Annotated in this window: 13 protein-coding genes; 4 read left to right on the forward strand and 9 right to left on the reverse strand. The window is 31.1% G+C overall.

The window, feature by feature from the left end:
* Positions 1-3: 3 nt before the first annotated feature.
* Positions 4-441 (forward strand): hypothetical protein, encoded by a 438-nt coding sequence (locus ACTT9X_RS04885; RefSeq protein WP_440934536.1) that lies wholly within the window; start codon positions 4-6, stop codon positions 439-441.
* Here ACTT9X_RS04885 and ACTT9X_RS04890 read toward each other — a convergent pair.
* Entirely contained in the window at positions 434-769 is a 336-nt protein-coding gene (locus tag ACTT9X_RS04890) for a hypothetical protein (RefSeq protein WP_440934537.1), read from the reverse strand. The genes ACTT9X_RS04885 and ACTT9X_RS04890 overlap by 8 nt on opposite strands.
* Positions 770-923: 154 nt before the next feature.
* Here ACTT9X_RS04890 and ACTT9X_RS04895 point away from each other — a divergent pair, with 154 nt between their 5' ends.
* Positions 924-1772, forward strand: a complete 849-nt coding sequence (locus tag ACTT9X_RS04895; protein WP_440934645.1) for a DMT family transporter — start codon at positions 924-926, stop codon at positions 1770-1772.
* A 10-nt stretch (positions 1773-1782) separates the two neighbouring features.
* Here the strand turns inward: ACTT9X_RS04895 and ACTT9X_RS04900 are convergent, their stop codons facing one another.
* Genes ACTT9X_RS04900 through ACTT9X_RS04915 form a run of 4 tightly spaced genes read right to left on the reverse strand, consistent with a single transcriptional unit; the run spans position 1783 to position 6889 of the window.
* Complete coding sequence (locus ACTT9X_RS04900; RefSeq protein WP_440934538.1) at positions 1783-2370, reverse strand: sarcosine oxidase; 588 nt, start codon at positions 2368-2370, stop codon at positions 1783-1785.
* Positions 2367-5363, reverse strand: a complete 2997-nt coding sequence (locus ACTT9X_RS04905) for a sarcosine oxidase subunit alpha family protein (protein ID WP_440934539.1) — start codon at positions 5361-5363, stop codon at positions 2367-2369. Before ACTT9X_RS04905 ends, ACTT9X_RS04900 begins: the two co-directional genes overlap by 4 nt.
* Positions 5363-5632 (reverse strand): sarcosine oxidase subunit delta, encoded by a 270-nt coding sequence (locus tag ACTT9X_RS04910; protein ID WP_023854156.1) that lies wholly within the window; start codon positions 5630-5632, stop codon positions 5363-5365. Before ACTT9X_RS04910 ends, ACTT9X_RS04905 begins: the two co-directional genes overlap by 1 nt.
* Positions 5633-6889: a sarcosine oxidase subunit beta family protein gene (locus ACTT9X_RS04915; protein WP_440934540.1), complete on the reverse strand. Its 1257-nt coding sequence runs from the start codon at positions 6887-6889 to the stop codon at positions 5633-5635.
* A gap of 128 nt (positions 6890-7017) precedes the next feature.
* Between ACTT9X_RS04915 and ACTT9X_RS04920 the strand changes: the two genes are divergently transcribed.
* Positions 7018-8703 (forward strand): formate--tetrahydrofolate ligase, encoded by a 1686-nt coding sequence (locus ACTT9X_RS04920; protein WP_440934541.1) that lies wholly within the window; start codon positions 7018-7020, stop codon positions 8701-8703.
* Here ACTT9X_RS04920 and ACTT9X_RS04925 read toward each other — a convergent pair.
* Entirely contained in the window at positions 8695-9483 is a 789-nt protein-coding gene (locus tag ACTT9X_RS04925) for a type 1 glutamine amidotransferase (RefSeq protein ID WP_440934542.1), read from the reverse strand. The two genes, ACTT9X_RS04920 and ACTT9X_RS04925, sit on opposite strands and share 9 nt — an antisense overlap.
* The gene (locus ACTT9X_RS04930) at positions 9483-10640 is read right to left on the reverse strand and encodes an iron-containing alcohol dehydrogenase (protein WP_440934543.1); all 1158 of its coding nucleotides are present in this window, start codon (positions 10638-10640) and stop codon (positions 9483-9485) included. The genes ACTT9X_RS04925 and ACTT9X_RS04930 overlap by 1 nt, the downstream gene beginning before the upstream one ends.
* Positions 10641-10717: 77 nt before the next feature.
* Here ACTT9X_RS04930 and ACTT9X_RS04935 point away from each other — a divergent pair, with 77 nt between their 5' ends.
* A complete protein-coding gene (locus ACTT9X_RS04935; protein WP_440934544.1) occupies positions 10718-12049 on the forward strand; it encodes an NAD(P)-binding domain-containing protein in 1332 nt (443 codons plus the stop codon).
* A 4-nt stretch (positions 12050-12053) separates the two neighbouring features.
* On the opposite strand, the gene ACTT9X_RS04940 is transcribed toward ACTT9X_RS04935, so the two are convergent.
* Positions 12054-13010, reverse strand: a complete 957-nt coding sequence (locus ACTT9X_RS04940) for a glycerol-3-phosphate dehydrogenase (RefSeq protein WP_440934545.1) — start codon at positions 13008-13010, stop codon at positions 12054-12056.
* Between the two features lie 8 nt (positions 13011-13018).
* On the reverse strand, positions 13019-14497 hold the full coding sequence (gene glpK / locus ACTT9X_RS04945) for a glycerol kinase GlpK (protein ID WP_440934546.1): 1479 nt from the start codon (positions 14495-14497) through the stop codon (positions 13019-13021).
* Positions 14498-14499: the final 2 nt, after the last annotated feature.

Consider the following 14499-nt stretch of genomic DNA (forward strand, 5'->3'; position numbering starts at 1 on the left):
TGTATGTCTAACAAGACTGAAAAACCATATGTGTTGAGAGCTGCTGAATTTGTTTATTCAAACATAATAGAAATTAAAAAACAAAATCCTGAAGTCAATAATATACAAGCTTTTGAAATTTTCATGACTACTAAGGAATACGACTTTTTAAGTTCTGGAGAATTTCATGATAAATGGCTCTTAGAACTTAAGAATAATAAATTTATTGACCAAATAACTAAAAAAAAAATTAATGCAGAAACTTTAAGACTTTTAGAGTTACAAAAGGACTCGATGGTTAAATTTTTAATGAAAATACCAAAACTTTATTATACCAAGAGTCATTTTCCACTAGAAATTTCTCAGAGAGCTTTTGATCACTTGTGGAGGGTTTGTGAAAGCTATGAGATGTGGTGTAAAGAAACCAAACAAGAAAATTTGATACATCTAAATATCATTTAGTAATATTATTTATATTAAGCATGGATCTTGTAAGTTTTATTCGTTTTTTAAGTAATTTTTGTAGATTTTGATTATCTAGTTTTTGTTTCGTCATTTTAATTCTTGTTTCAACTAATTGTCTAAAGTCATCATCAAAAGAATTTTTTTTAATATTTATATCTTTTTCTTCAACTAAAGTTTCTTTAATTAAAGCTAAAGAATTTTTTCCGGTCTCTTTTTCTATACGTTGATTAACTATAAATTGTGCACTAGCTTTATAGATGTTACCTGAAGTAAGAGCAGTTACACCTGGACCAACAAATGAAAGAATGGGCACAAAGCCTGTCAATAAGAAGAAAGACAGTATAACTGTTAAAATTCGAAACAATTTAAACTTCATGGTTGAACTTTAGGTGATTTGGTATTTCATTTCCACTTCTAATTTGTTCATAATAGGTATCGATTTATTTGATTTTATTTGATTTATTTGTTTATTAAATATGATGATTAAAATTTTTCCTTTCATATTTATACTTCTATGGTCTTCCGCTTTCATAACAACCAAACCTATCATAGACAATAGTGATCCATTTGCTGCTTTAGCTTTTAGATTTGCATTAGTTGCTTTCGGTTTTTTTTTATTTTCAATTTATTCAAAACAAAAAATTCTAGTAAGCAAAAAAAATTTTTTTGAATCTTTTTTTAGCGGTGTCTTGTTTCATGGTTTTTATCTTGGTGGTGTCTTTTACTCAATTTCAATAGGCATGCCCACAGCAATAGCAGCGTTAATTGTAACCCTTCAACCAGTTCTCACAAATGCATTAAGTGGTCCAATTTTAAATGAGAAAGTATCTATAAAACAATGGATAGGTGTTTTATTGGGATTTGCTGGCGCAGGACTTGTATTAGGTTTTGATGTTGGTTCTAAAATACCAGCAGCAGGATTGATAGCAACTATAATAGCTTTGTTAGCAATTACATTTTCAACTTTATGGCAAAAAAAATTAAGCAACAACTTACCTTTGTCTGTGAGTAATATGAATCAAGCTCTTGGTGGGTGTTTGTTTCATTTATTAATAATAATTTTATTTGTTGATCCATATATTGATTTCTCACAAACTTTTGTTATTGCAATGAGTCATCAAATATTTTTAGTGTCATTTGGTGCGTTTACAATATTGATGTTTTTAATAAAAAATAATTCAGCAAGCAAAACTGTTTCTATATTTTTTTTAATTCCAGCAACTTCTGCTTTTATGGCGTGGCTTTTCTTAAATGAAAATTTAACTAGCTTAGATTTAATTGGATTTCTAATTACTTCTATAGGTGTTTATATTGCAACAAGAGATTGAAAACTAAGTTTTATATATTTTCAAAACCAAACTCTAGAGATGCATCTGTTATAGAGTGATATAGAGACTCACCAAAGCTTCTTAGCGTAAATATCCTTACTTTATTTGGATCATCACTCAACCTATCTACAGTAAAAGCTATTCCATTATAAGTTGAGTTAATTGAATTGTTTTTATCTAATTTATTAAAATTAAAAGGACATCCTTTTTTCAAAACTTCTATAGTATCATTTCCCTCGATTTCTATAATAGCTTTAGAATGAGATAAATCTGTTACAGCAAAATCTGTTTCTTTAAATTTATCTTCTACATTTTTTATTAAATCTTTTTTTATTGAAACTAAAAGCCAGTTTTTTGGTCCATTCCACATAATTCTTGTAGTTTCATTAAATACTACTGCCAAAGGTTCATTTTTTAATTTTAAACCATCAATATCAATACCCTCAAATGAAATTGAAGAATTTTTGTACTGAACTATTTGAACAATTAATAAATTTTTGATTTCAGATATTCTAAGTATATCATTTTGATTTTTACCTTCATAATCTCCGAATTGACCTTTTGTATGAACATTTGATAAAGCTGAAATTAATGTCATGATCTAACTCTTTCACCTTTCGGATCTACATAATGTGATGAAACTATCTCAACTGGTATTACTTTGTTTTTGAGTGGCGACATCGCATAAAGCTTTTGACCGATCATATTTTTTCCATCTTTCAAAATTGCCAAAGAAAAAGGATTATCATATTCAACACTCCAACAAGACGCAGAGATATGACCTAATTTTGGATTTGGTAACGGTGCTTTATCATCTTTAACTAAGTGAGAGCCTTCTGGTATACTTGTTTGTTTATCTAATGGAACTACGCCCACTATTCTTTGCCTATCTTCAGCTATAAATGCAGATCTTTGTAATGATCTTTTACCAATAAAATCTTTCTTTTTACTAACAAGACCTTCTAAGGCGTTGTCGAATGGAATTGTTCTGCCATCAAGTTCTGATCCGGCAACATGTCCCATTTCAATTCTAAGAGTTGATAATGCTTCAGTTCCATATGGTTGAATATTAAATTCTTCACCAAGTTCAATTATTTTTTCCCACATAAAATTTCCATAATCAGACTCAACATTTACCTCATAAGCAAGCTCGCCTGAAAACGAAATTCTATATATTCTTGCTTTAACACCAAATAAATCTCCCTCCATATAGCCCATAAAAGGTAAGCCTTCATTTGATACATCAGAGTTTGGAAATAATTTTTGTAATAAATCTCTAGATTTAGGTCCAGCGATAGCTGCTCCAGCCCACTGTTCTGTGGTTGAAACTACATTCACATTTAATTCAGGCCAAACGAGTTGCAAATAATATTCTAAATGCGAAAGAACGTTTGCTGCTTGAGCTGTTGTCGTCGTCATATGATAATGATTTTCAGAAATTCTTGTAGTTGTTCCGTCATCCATAACAATTCCATCTTCTCTTAACATTACACCGTATCTTGCTTTACCAACTGGTAGCTTCAACCATGCATTTGTATAAACCCTATTCAATAACTCTGCTGCATCTGGTCCTTTAATATCTATTTTACCTAATGTAGTTACATCGCAAACGCCTACATTTGTTCTTACATTTTTTGCTTCTCTTTTTGATCCCTCAAATAAATTTTCATTTCCTCTTTTATAATATCTTGGTCTTAACCAAACACCTGCATCAACAAAAACTGCATTATTTTTTTCATGCCATGAATGCATTGGAGATTTTCTTGTTGGTTTTGAATGTTTTCCAACCTCTCTTCCTACTATTGCTCCAATAGAAACAGGAGTATATGGAGGCCTAAAAGTCGTATGACCTACAGCAGGAACAACTTTATTTTCAATTTCGGATACTAATTGTAATCCATTTAAATTACTTGTTTTTCCTTGGTCTGTTGCCATTCCTAAAGTGGTATATCTTTTAACGTGTTCAATTGATCGATACCCTTCTCTTAAAGCTATTTCTACATCAGATACCGCTACATCGTTTTGAAAATCTAAAAATCTTTTATAATTTTTACCTTTTGGCAATGGAACACACCAAAACTTATCATGCTGAGAAGATTTCTTTTCAACAACATTTGGAATAGCTACCTTATTATCATTTTCAGTAATTTTTTTTGATAATTCACTTCCTGCTGCAAATGAAGTTTTTAAAGTTTCCTCTAGTGAAAATACTCCATTAGCTGCACCTAAAGTGATTTCATTTTGTTTTGATTGTCCTGGAACAAATGCGTCAATTTCCTCTTTAAACTTTGTTTTATTTCCTGATTGTGAAGCTAAATGAATAGTTGGTGTCCAAAAACCTGAAACACAAATACAATCACATTGAATATTTTCTATTTTACCAAGTTGTTTTTTGTCCTCAGAAATACTTGCAATATCTGCTGATTTTACTTTTTTGTATCCTTGTGCTGCAACAACAACATATGAATTTTTAATATTAATTCCTAAATTTTTTGCCTCATCAATTATTTCTGACTCAGGATTTTTTCTTGAGTCCAAAACAACTGGATCTACTCCATGTTTTTTAAATTCAATTGCTGTTTCGTATCCACTATCGTTATTTGTAAATACCAATGGTTTTGTTCCAACTAAAACACCATATACTTTTAAATATTCTTTAGCAGCTGAGGAAAGCATTACCCCTGGTGTATCATTATTTCCAAAAACAATTGGTCTTTCAATTGATCCTGAGGAAATCAAAACTTCTTTCGCTCGAATGTACCATAACCTTTTATTAGGGTGATATTTCTTAGTTGATGGTAAATGATCACTAACTTTTTCTGACATCACAAGCATGTTGTGATCATAGTATCCAAAAATTTGAGATCTATTTTTTACAACAACATTTGGCATTGTTTTTAACTCAGCAACTATGCTATCAGCCCAATCTTTTCCTGATTGATTACCAATATTGACATCACTAGTAAGTAAAGATCCACCAAATCTTGGTTTATCTTCGGCTAATATTACTTTAGCTCCATTTTTTGCTGCAGCATATGCACCAGCTAAACCTGAAGGTCCTGAACCTGCAATTAATAAATCACAGTATTCATATTTATGTTCATATCTTTCATTATCGTGTTTAGTTGAAGCTACACCTAAACCAGCTGCTTTTCTTATGAAAGGCTCATAGATTCGATACCAAAAACTTTTTGGCCACATAAAAGTTTTGTAATAAAAACCTGCCGGTAAAAAAATTTTTAAAAAATTATTGATTGCACCTATGTCAAAATTAACACTTGGCCAACAATTAACACTTTTCGCCTCTAAACCCTCAAATAATTCCTGCTCTGTTGCTTTGATATTGGGTTCTGTTTCACCATTTCTATAAAGTTGAACAACTGCATAAGGTTCATCTACACCTGCTCCAAAAAAACCTCTGGGTCTATGATATTTAAAACTTCTTCCTACTAAATGAACTCCATTTGCTAATAAAGCTGAAGCTAATGTATCGCCCTCATAACCAAAGTAAGTTTTACCATTAAATTTAAAAGATAATTTTTTATCCCTATTTATTAATCCCTCATTTTCAATTCTAAAAGCTTGAGTCATTAAGCTACTTCCTCATCAGCTTTAAAAGTTCTAAAAATTTCATGGGTTGCAGTATCTCTCTCAACCTTTATCCATTGTCTACATCCAGAAATATGTTGCCATAGCTCCAAATGCTTTCCTCTTAAACTTTTTCTATTGTAAACAAAATTATCCCATTCTTGATCAGAAACTTCTTTATTAAGTTCCGGTCTTTTAACGCTTGCATCGCCACCATATGAAAATTCATTTTGAGATCTCATTCCACAGTGTGGGCAGTTTATGTAAAGCATTTACGATATCCAGGTTTTTGTTCCAAGTCCTTTTTCATCAATAAGATGGCCAGTACTAAATCTATTTAAACTATAACCAGAGTTTAATTCGTGAACTCTATCTTGTGCAATTGTGTGTGCAAATGTCCATCCTGATGCAGGTGTGGCTTTAAATCCTCCGTAACACCATCCACAATTTAAATACAATCCTTCAATATGTGTTTTATCAATAATTGGTGAACCATCCATTGACATATCCATTATACCGCCCCAGGTTCTCAACATTTTTAATTTGCTCAAAAATGGCATCATCGCTATTCCCTCAGTTAAAACGTGTTGTAATGTTGGCAAATTTCCTCTTTGAGCATAACTATTGTACCCATCTAAATCTCCACCCATCACCATTTCACCTTTATCTGACTGACTTACATAAAAATGTCCTGCACCAAATGTAACTACATTATCCAACACTGGTTTAATTGGTTCAGAAACACAAGCTTGCAGTAAATGAGTTTCTATTGGTAAAGTCATGTTTAATTTTTCTGCTAAAATATTTGTGCTACCAGCAACACATAAACCAACTTTTTTTGCTTTAATATTTCCACGTGAAGTTCTAATGCCATTTATTTTTCCCGCTGAAACATCAAATCCAATTACTTCACAATTCTGAATAATATCTACCCCCATTGAATCTGCCTGACGTGCATAACCCCATGCAACAGCATCATGTCTTGCTGTACCTGCACTTGGTTGCATCAAGCCACCAAAAATTGGAAATCTTACATTTTCAGAAAAATCAGCCATTGGAATAATTTCTTTTACTTGCTCTCTATTCAAAAGAACTGCATCAATTCCATTTAACCTCATCGAATTTCCTCTTCTTGCATAAGCATTCATTTGTGCATCAGAGTGAGCAAGATTAATAATACCTCTTGGAGAAAACATTACATTGTAATTCAGATCCTGACTCATCTTTCTCCATAGATCCATTCCAAACTCACTAAACAAACCATTTTCGTCATGCATGTAATTGGATCTAATAATTGTAGTGTTACGTCCTACATTTCCTCCACCAATCCAACCTTTCTCGATAATAGCTACTTTTGTAATGTTGTGCTCTTTAGCTAGGTAATATGCAGTAGCTAATCCGTGACCACCGCCACCTATAATTACAACATCGTATTCCTCTTTAGGAGTTGGATCTTTCCATGCTAAATCCCAATTTTGATGATTAGAAAAAGCATTTTTAACTAGATTAAATATTGAATACTTCTGCATCAAATAATTTTATAACAAAGAATATAAATAGTGCTTATTTTTTTTATATATATTTTTTAGAAGTTTCCAAATATCTCAAAAAAGGATAAGAAGTCACAGGTAAATGTTTTTAATTTAAAGGATTATTCATGAGCGATGTAAAGTCAGATATTCAGATAGCTAGAGAAGCTAAAATGCAACCAATAAATGATATTTTAGCAAAAATAAATGTCCCTGATGAGAGTGAAGCTTTCAGCCCAATGGGAAGACACATCGCAAAAATAAATTTAGAATATTTAGATACGCTTAAAGATAAACCAGATGGAAAATTAATTTTAGTAACTGCAATCACTCCAACTCCAGCTGGTGAAGGTAAAACAACTACTTCTGTTGGATTGAATGATGGATTAAATAAAATTGGAAAAAAATCTATTGTTTGTTTAAGAGAACCTAGCCTTGGTCCTTCTTTTGGAATGAAAGGTGGTGCAGCTGGAGGAGGATACGCTCAGGTTGTTCCTATGGAACAAATAAATTTACATTTCACAGGTGATTTCCACGCAATCACATCAGCTCATAATTTGTTATCTGCATTAATTGATAATCATATTTATTGGGGAAATAAATTAGACATAGACGTTAGAAGAATTGTTTGGAAAAGGGTTATGGATATGAATGATAGATCTTTAAGATCAATAAACATTAATTTAGGTGGTGTTGCTAACGGATTTCCAAGAGAAGATGGTTTTGATATCACTGTAGCATCTGAGATAATGGCAATCTTTTGTTTGTCGAATGATCTAGAAGATTTAGAGAAAAGAATCGGAAATATTACAATTGGATATAACCGAGATAAAAAACCAGTTTATGCAAAAGATTTAAACGCTCAAGGACCTATGACAGTGCTTCTTAAAGAAGCTATAAGACCTAATGTGACACAAACATTAGAAAACAATCCTGCAATTATACATGGAGGACCTTTTGCAAATATAGCACATGGATGCAACTCAGTTATTGCAACAAAAACTGGATTAAAACTTGCAGATTACGTTGTGACAGAGGCAGGATTTGGTGCTGATCTAGGTGCTGAAAAATTTTTAGATATTAAATGTAGAAAATCAAATTTAAAACCAAGTTGTGTGGTTATTGTTGCAACAATCAGAGCATTAAAAATGCATGGTGGAGTTGCAAAGGAAGATTTAATAAACGAAAATGTAGATGCACTTAAAAAAGGATTGGTTAACCTTGAGAGGCATATTGAAAATGTTAAAAAATTTGGGTTACCAGTTGCTGTTGCTGTTAATCATTTTATTAAAGATACAGATAGTGAAGTAAAAGCACTAATAGATTTTTGTAATGATTTAGGAGTTAAAGCAAGCCTTTGTACTCATTGGGCAAATGGTGGTGAAGGAACAAAAGATTTAGCAGCTCATGTTGCTGAATTATGCAAAAAAGATGAGGCAAAATTTAAATTCTTATACGAAAGTAAAACTCCATTGTTCAAAAAAATTGAGACAATAGCAAAAGAAATCTATAGAGCTGATGAAGTAATTGCTGACACTAAAATTAGAGAACAGCTTAAAAACTTTGAAACAGCTGGATACGGTGACTTACCAATCTGTGTTGCAAAAACTCAATATAGTTTTTCAACTGATCCAAATTTAAAAGGTGCTCCATCTGGTCATGCTCTTCCATTAAGGGAGGTAAGGCTATCATCTGGTGCAGAATTTATAGTAGTTATCTGTGGAGCAATCATGACTATGCCAGGCCTACCAAGAGTTCCAGCAGCAGACTCGATTAAGTTAAATAAAAAAGGTGAAATAGAAGGTTTATTCTAAATTTAAATAGTCTAACCAATTCTCTAATTCTCTCATTCTAGAAACTTTATCTAATTTATTATTCTCAGTCTCTATGCGTTTAATATGATTATCTATTTCATTTTCATCTTTAAAAGCACCTTTTTCTAAGAGTCTCTTTTTTCTAAAAATAATCAAATTGATCATTTTGTTGTAAGTTATCTCAGGGTGATATTGAAGGCCCCATATATTACAGTTACCAATTTTAAAATTTATTCCTTGAACATTATTGATTGAGTTAGAAGCTAATAAAGTTGAATTTTCTGGCATTGTTACCACTTCATCAAAATTAAATGCTGGTGTGTTAAATTTTTGATCTTTATTTTTATAAAGTGGATGATTTAAACCATTTTTATTAATTTCTATATTTGAAGCAATACCTCTATGAGATCCTTTTGTACATTTTTTCACTTCTCCACCAGCTGCTGTTACAGCTACTTGCATGCCCCAACAAATTGCTAGTATTTTTTTTATTTTTTTCTGACACTCTTTCATAAAATCAATTTGTCTTTTTATTTCTGGAGTATTGTTGTAGATGTTTAAACTACTTCCTCCCCAAATAAGACCATCGTAGCTTTCAAGTGCATCAATATTTTTATCGATATTTTCGTCTGAAGAAGGATTAACCACGTGGGTTTCTAATTTATCTGTGAAAAACGCTAAACTATCTTTAAGGCTTTCTGTATGTGTTTGAATTCCAGCCTCAGAAAAACTTTGATTTTCTTCTCGTAAGTTTCCTTCTACTATCAATATTTTTTTCATTAAAATAATTCTCCAGAAATACTTTTTATATACATTTCTTTTAGATCATTTTGACTTAATTTTTTGGGATTTCCTCCTGTTGATGGATCTTCAAATGCCATTAAGGAAAGTTCATCTAAATCAATATTATTACAATCCATCACATCTGATAATTTGTGTGGAATATTTAAATTATTTCTTAATTCCAAAATCCAATCTAAAAAACTATCAAAATTTTTATTTAAATTAAGATAATCACAAATCGATATTATTTTATTCTCAATTGAGGTTTTATTAAATGTTAAAACATAAGGCATAAATATTGCGTTAGATAAACCATGGTGAACATTAAATTTACCGTTTACTGGGTGGCTCAATGAGTGAATTGCCCCCAGTCCCTTCTGAAATGCAGTCGAGCCCATTGAAGCCGCTGAAAGTAAATCCATTCTAGCGTTAACGTCTTTTCCATTTGTGAATGCTTTAATTAAAGAATTTTTAATTAACTTCATCCCTTCTATCGCCATACCATCAGCCATTGGATGATATCCTGGTGCACAAAATGCTTCTAAATTATGAGCTAGTGCGTCCATTCCAGTTGCTGCTGTTAATCTTGGAGATAAATTTAATGTAAGTAAAGGATCTAAAATAACAATTGAAGGTAACATTTTTGGGTGAAAAATAATTTTTTTTGTACCTGTTTCTTTATTAATAATTGCAGATGCTCTACCTGTTTCGGATCCGGTTCCGGCAGTGGTTGGAATTGCAATAATTTTTGAAATTTTAGAACTATCGGCTCTTGTCCAGTAATCACCAATATCTTCAAAATCCCATAACGGTCGAGATTGATTGCACATAAACGCTATAGCTTTTCCAACATCTAAACCACTTCCTCCTCCTAAAGCTATTACACCGTCACAATTAGAGGTATTATAAACTTTAACGCCTTCTTCTACATTTTCGCCAATTGGATTTCCCGTAAAATTAGAAAAGGTACCTAAATTTTTAAAACTTTTTTTTAATCTTAATATTATATTTTTTATTAAATCTAAGTTAATTAAATCCTTGTCTGTAACAAATAATGGGTTTGAAATATTTAACTCTTTACAAGCTAAGGATAAATCTTCAATTCTATTTTCTCCTATCCACATAGTGGTTGGATAATTCCAATTAATACCCATAACAAAATATAATTTTATTTTTTTAAAAATTGTTAGTAAGATATATTTATAAATTTATTAATGATAGGAAAAATTCTATGTCAAAAGTAGCAATCATAGGCGCTGGTCCATGCGGACTTTCAATTTTAAGAGCATTTGAACATTTAGAAAAAAAGGGAGAAAAAATTCCTGAAATAGTTTGCTTTGAAAAACAAGAAAGTTGGGGTGGTCTATGGAACTACAACTGGAGAACTGGCTCAGATCAATATGGAGATCCTGTACCTAACAGTATGTACAGATACTTATGGTCTAATGGACCTAAAGAGTGTTTAGAATTTGCTGATTATTCTTTTGATGAACATTTTGGTAAGCCAATTCCTTCTTTTCCTCCAAGAGAAGTTTTGCAAGATTATATTTTAGGAAGAGTGAGCAAGGGAAATATAAAAAGTAAGATTAAATTTAATACAAGAGTCACAAACACTGTTTATAAAAATGATAAGTTTGAAATTAGCTACCAGGACAAAGTAAATAATAAAGTTTTAAATGATACATTCGATTATGTGGTAGTCTCTACAGGTCATTTTTCTGTGCCTTTTATTCCTGAGTACGAAGGAATGAATTCTTTCCCGGGAAGAATAATGCACTCACATGATTTTAGAGATGCAGAAGAGTTCAGAGGAAAAGATGTGATTGTTTTGGGAAGCAGCTATTCAGCTGAAGATGTAGCCCTACAATGTAATAAATATGGTGCTAAAAGTGTAACAATTGGTTACAGGCATAACCCAATGGGCTTTAAATGGCCAAAAGGCATGAAAGAAGTTCATTACTTAGATAGGTTAGATGGAAAAAAAGCTATATTTAAAGACGGAACAAAACAAAATGCCGATGTAGTGATCTTGTGTACTGGATATCTTCATCATTTCCCATTTTTAGATGAAAGTTTAAAATTAAAAACACATAACAGATTATATCCACCAAAACTTTACAAAGGAGTTGTGTGGCAAGATAATCATAAACTTTTATACTTAGGTATGCAGGACCAGTTTCATACATTTAACATGTTTGACTGTCAGGGATGGTATGCGAGAGATGTGATCATGGGAAAAATCAAAATGCCTAGTGACGACGAGATAGATAAAGACATTAATAAGTGGGTTTCAATCGAGGAAAAATTAGAAAATCCTGATCAAATGATAGATTTTCAAACAGAATATACCAAAGAACTTCATGATATGTCTGATTATCCTAAAATTGATTTTGAATTAATTAGAAAACATTTCAAAGAATGGGAACACCATAAAGTAGAGGATATTCTAACTTATAGAAATAAATCGTTTTCATCTCCAGTGACTGGATCAGTTGCGCCAATTCATCATACACCTTGGGAAAAAGCGATGGACGACTCTATGGAAACTTTTTTAAATAAATAAAAAATTAATATTTAATTTTTAATTTTTTATTTTTAACAATTGCCTCTAATAAAGAGATCATTAAAGGGACTTTTCTTTTATTAATTTTTTTAAATACAAAAGGAGCAATTTCTATTGCTAAATCAGCACCTTCTACTGTATCGTTTTTCATAAACTTTTTCTTTGCTTGGGTAAAAGTATAGCCTTTACCTAGATATTCCCCCATTTTACTATTTCTTCCTCCCATTGCACTTACGTATAAATCTCCTAAACCTGCCAGACCATAAACAGTTTCCTTTTTTCCTTTAAAATAATTTGCAAGATATTTCATTTCATCAATTGATTTTCTGAATAAAGCCGATGATGTATTGTGCCATTGCCCGGCTCCAATTATCATAGAATAAATATTTTTTATTGCAGATAAAAACTCAACCCCATTAACATCTCTACTAAATTCAGTTTGATAATAATTTGTTGAAATTAATTTTCCTATTTTTTTTGCAGTATTTATATTTTTATTTGCAACAACAGTGAAGCTTTTAACTTTTTTAGCTAATTCTTTTGCTAAACATGGGCCTTTCAAAACTGAGATATTTAAATTTTTATTATATTTTCTTAATAAGCTAGACATTGAAATTAAATTTCTACCATCTAATTTAAGACCTTTTGTTAATACCAAAATTGGTAATTTATTTTTAATTTTTGATAGATTTTTTCCAATCAAGTCTATTCCAATAGAGCTCACAGCTATTACAATTAAGTCCCAATTGCGATTTAAAATGTCACTTGAAAATTTATTTATTTTTAATTTTTTTGGTAAATTTATATTTAATGATGGGTGATATTTTTTTTTTGAGTTTAATTTTTTTAATAATTTAGAGTTGTATGGCTCCGTTAACACAACTGAGTGACCATTATCTAACAATGGTATTGAGAAAGCAGCTCCCATAGCTCCAGCGCCAACAATTAATATTTTTTTCATTTTTATCTTTATGCTAAGGTTTTTTTAATTGCTTGCTTCCAACCATGCAATATATGATTTCTTAGCTTTTTATTAATTTTTGGCTTAAAAGCTTTATCTTTTTTCCATGCATTTTTAATTTGATTTAATGATTTGAATTCTCCTACTTGATATCCTGCAAACAGCGCAGCTCCTAGCGCAGTAGTTTCTAACACTTTAGGTCGAATTACTTTTAAATCAATTACATCTGCCAAAAATTGTGAGAACCAATTATTAGCTACCATACCACCATCAATTTTAACTATTCTAGGCTTTAAACCATCTTTATTCATTGAATAAAATAAGTCATAACTTTGATAAGCAACAGACTCGACGGTTGCTCTCACTAAAGTTTTCCAATCACTATCTCTTGTAAGTCCTGTTATTAAACCTCTTGCGTCAGGTCTCCAATAAGGTGCGCCTATTCCACTAAAAGCTGGGACAACATAAACTTCATTATTGCTTTTTGTTGATTTGGCTATTTTTTCAGTTTCATAAGCATTGTTTATTAATTTAATTTTATCCCTTAACCATTGTACGCCTGCTCCTGCTATGAAAATAGATCCTTCAAGAGCATACGTGGTCTTATTATTCAATCGATAACAAATTGTCGTTAATAACTTATTTTTTGAATTAATTTTTTTTGAACCAGTGTTCATTATTATAAATGCACCAGTACCATAAGTACTTTTTATAGATCCTTTTTCAAAACAAGCTTGTCCTGCAGCAGCTGCTTGTTGATCTCCTAAAACAGCTGAAATGGGTATTTCTTTTCCTGTAACTCTCTTGTCGGTTTTTCCAAAATTATCCGCAGAATTTTTTACCTCTGGCAATATACACTTTGGAATTTTTAATTTCTGTAATATTTCATTATCCCATTTATTGTTATTAATATTAAACAACATTGTTCTACTTGCATTGGTAGCTTCGGTTAAATGCTGTTTACCTTTGGTTAATTTCCAGATTAAGAAAGTATCCACCGTACCAAACAATAAATTATTAGTTTTTAGTAACTTTTTTGAAACTTTTACATTATCTAAAATCCATTTTATTTTAGTTGCAGAAAAATAAGGGTCTATAAATAATCCAGTTTTTTTTCTGAAAGTGTTTTCATAATTTTTATTTTTTAGAGATTTACAATATTCCTGCGTTCTTCTATCTTGCCAAACGATTGCATTATAAATAGGTTTTCCAGTTTTTTTATTCCACAAAATTGTAGTTTCCCTCTGATTTGTAATTCCAATTGTAAGTATTTGACCTTTCAAACTTATAGCTTTTTTAATTACTTGTTTTAATGCTTTAAGTGTTGTCGACCAAATTTCATTTGGATTATGTTCTACCCATCCATTTCTAGGAAAGTATTGTTTAAATTCATATTGAGAAATAAATTTAATGTTCCCTTTAGTGTCAAACAAAACAACTCTTGACGAGGTTGTTCCTTGATCAATGGAGACAATAAATTTTTTCAAAA

It is taken from the genome of Candidatus Pelagibacter sp. (assembly GCF_052049855.1).
Classification (GTDB): domain Bacteria; phylum Pseudomonadota; class Alphaproteobacteria; order Pelagibacterales; family Pelagibacteraceae; genus Pelagibacter.

What these genes read in the sequence shown, in the direction of transcription:
- ACTT9X_RS04935 (WP_440934544.1), top strand. Translation starts at nt 10,718, where the DNA reads ATGTCAAAAGTAGCAATCATAGGCGCTGGTCCATGCGGACTTTCAATT.
- ACTT9X_RS04920 (WP_440934541.1), top strand. Translation starts at nt 7,018, where the DNA reads ATGAGCGATGTAAAGTCAGATATTCAGATAGCTAGAGAAGCTAAAATG.
- ACTT9X_RS04925 (WP_440934542.1), bottom strand. Translation starts at nt 9,483, where the DNA reads ATGAAAAAAATATTGATAGTAGAAGGAAACTTACGAGAAGAAAATCAA.
- ACTT9X_RS04915 (WP_440934540.1), bottom strand. Translation starts at nt 6,889, where the DNA reads ATGCAGAAGTATTCAATATTTAATCTAGTTAAAAATGCTTTTTCTAAT.
- ACTT9X_RS04900 (WP_440934538.1), bottom strand. Translation starts at nt 2,370, where the DNA reads ATGACATTAATTTCAGCTTTATCAAATGTTCATACAAAAGGTCAATTC.
- ACTT9X_RS04895 (WP_440934645.1), top strand. Translation starts at nt 924, where the DNA reads ATGATTAAAATTTTTCCTTTCATATTTATACTTCTATGGTCTTCCGCT.
- ACTT9X_RS04885 (WP_440934536.1), top strand. Translation starts at nt 4, where the DNA reads ATGTCTAACAAGACTGAAAAACCATATGTGTTGAGAGCTGCTGAATTT.
- ACTT9X_RS04905 (WP_440934539.1), bottom strand. Translation starts at nt 5,363, where the DNA reads ATGACTCAAGCTTTTAGAATTGAAAATGAGGGATTAATAAATAGGGAT.
- ACTT9X_RS04930 (WP_440934543.1), bottom strand. Translation starts at nt 10,640, where the DNA reads ATGGGTATTAATTGGAATTATCCAACCACTATGTGGATAGGAGAAAAT.
- ACTT9X_RS04940 (WP_440934545.1), bottom strand. Translation starts at nt 13,010, where the DNA reads ATGAAAAAAATATTAATTGTTGGCGCTGGAGCTATGGGAGCTGCTTTC.
- ACTT9X_RS04910 (WP_023854156.1), bottom strand. Translation starts at nt 5,632, where the DNA reads ATGCTTTACATAAACTGCCCACACTGTGGAATGAGATCTCAAAATGAA.